We start from the raw sequence: 759 nt of genomic DNA, 5'->3' as shown, positions 1-759 counted from the left end.
ATCTAAAAGCACTTACAAAAGGTGGAGATTCTTTATTATTCCATAGTAATCTTACAGTGCTTCCAGATGAAAATATGGCAGTTGCAGTTGTTTCTTCTGGTGGAAGTAGTCAACTTAACGAAGTAATCGGACAAGAAATTTTACTATCTGCACTAAAAGAAAAAGGTAAAATTAAAGAAATAAAACCTGATAAAACATTTAGTAAGCCACAACAAGTCAAAATGCCAAGTTACTTAAAAGAAAATAGTGGACTTTATGCTTCTTCAAATATGCTAAAAATCGATGTTAATGATAATGGTACTTTAACAGTATCTTCTCCATACATAGAAAATGGACCTGAAGATAAATATGTATACATAGGTCAAGATAGATTTGTATCTGAAAAAGGTAATAGTTGCCTAAAATTTGTAAAAGAAAAAAATAATATCACATATTTAAATATGAGCTCTTATGATGATGTTCCTGGATTAGGTCAGACAGCAAGTTTATACTACGTAGCTCAAAAGGTAGATGACAATGATATATCAGATAGTGTCAAAGAAGCATGGGAAAAAAGAGGTGAAAAAGGCTACTATATAGTGGATGAAAAATATAGTTCTCAACACTATATGCTTGGTTCTGTTAAAGCAATTCTTGGTGTTTCTGATAAAACTCCAGGTTTTTTAGCTAATACTAAAATAATAGATGAGAATAATTCAAATGCTTTTATAGAAATACCTGGTGTAATGGGTCGTGATTTGAGTGATATCAAACTGTATA

At 30.6% G+C, this 759-nt stretch carries 1 pseudogene; it reads left to right on the top strand.

What is annotated here, in order from left to right:
- Positions 1–759: pseudogene (locus IC214_RS20115) on the top strand (penicillin-binding protein); the annotation flags it as partial.

This window comes from Clostridioides sp. ES-S-0190-01, assembly GCF_020658275.1.
Lineage (GTDB): Bacteria > Bacillota > Clostridia > Peptostreptococcales > Peptostreptococcaceae > Clostridioides.
Note: the sequence above shows the minus strand (reverse complement) of the source record. Positions and strands in the feature narration are given on the sequence as shown.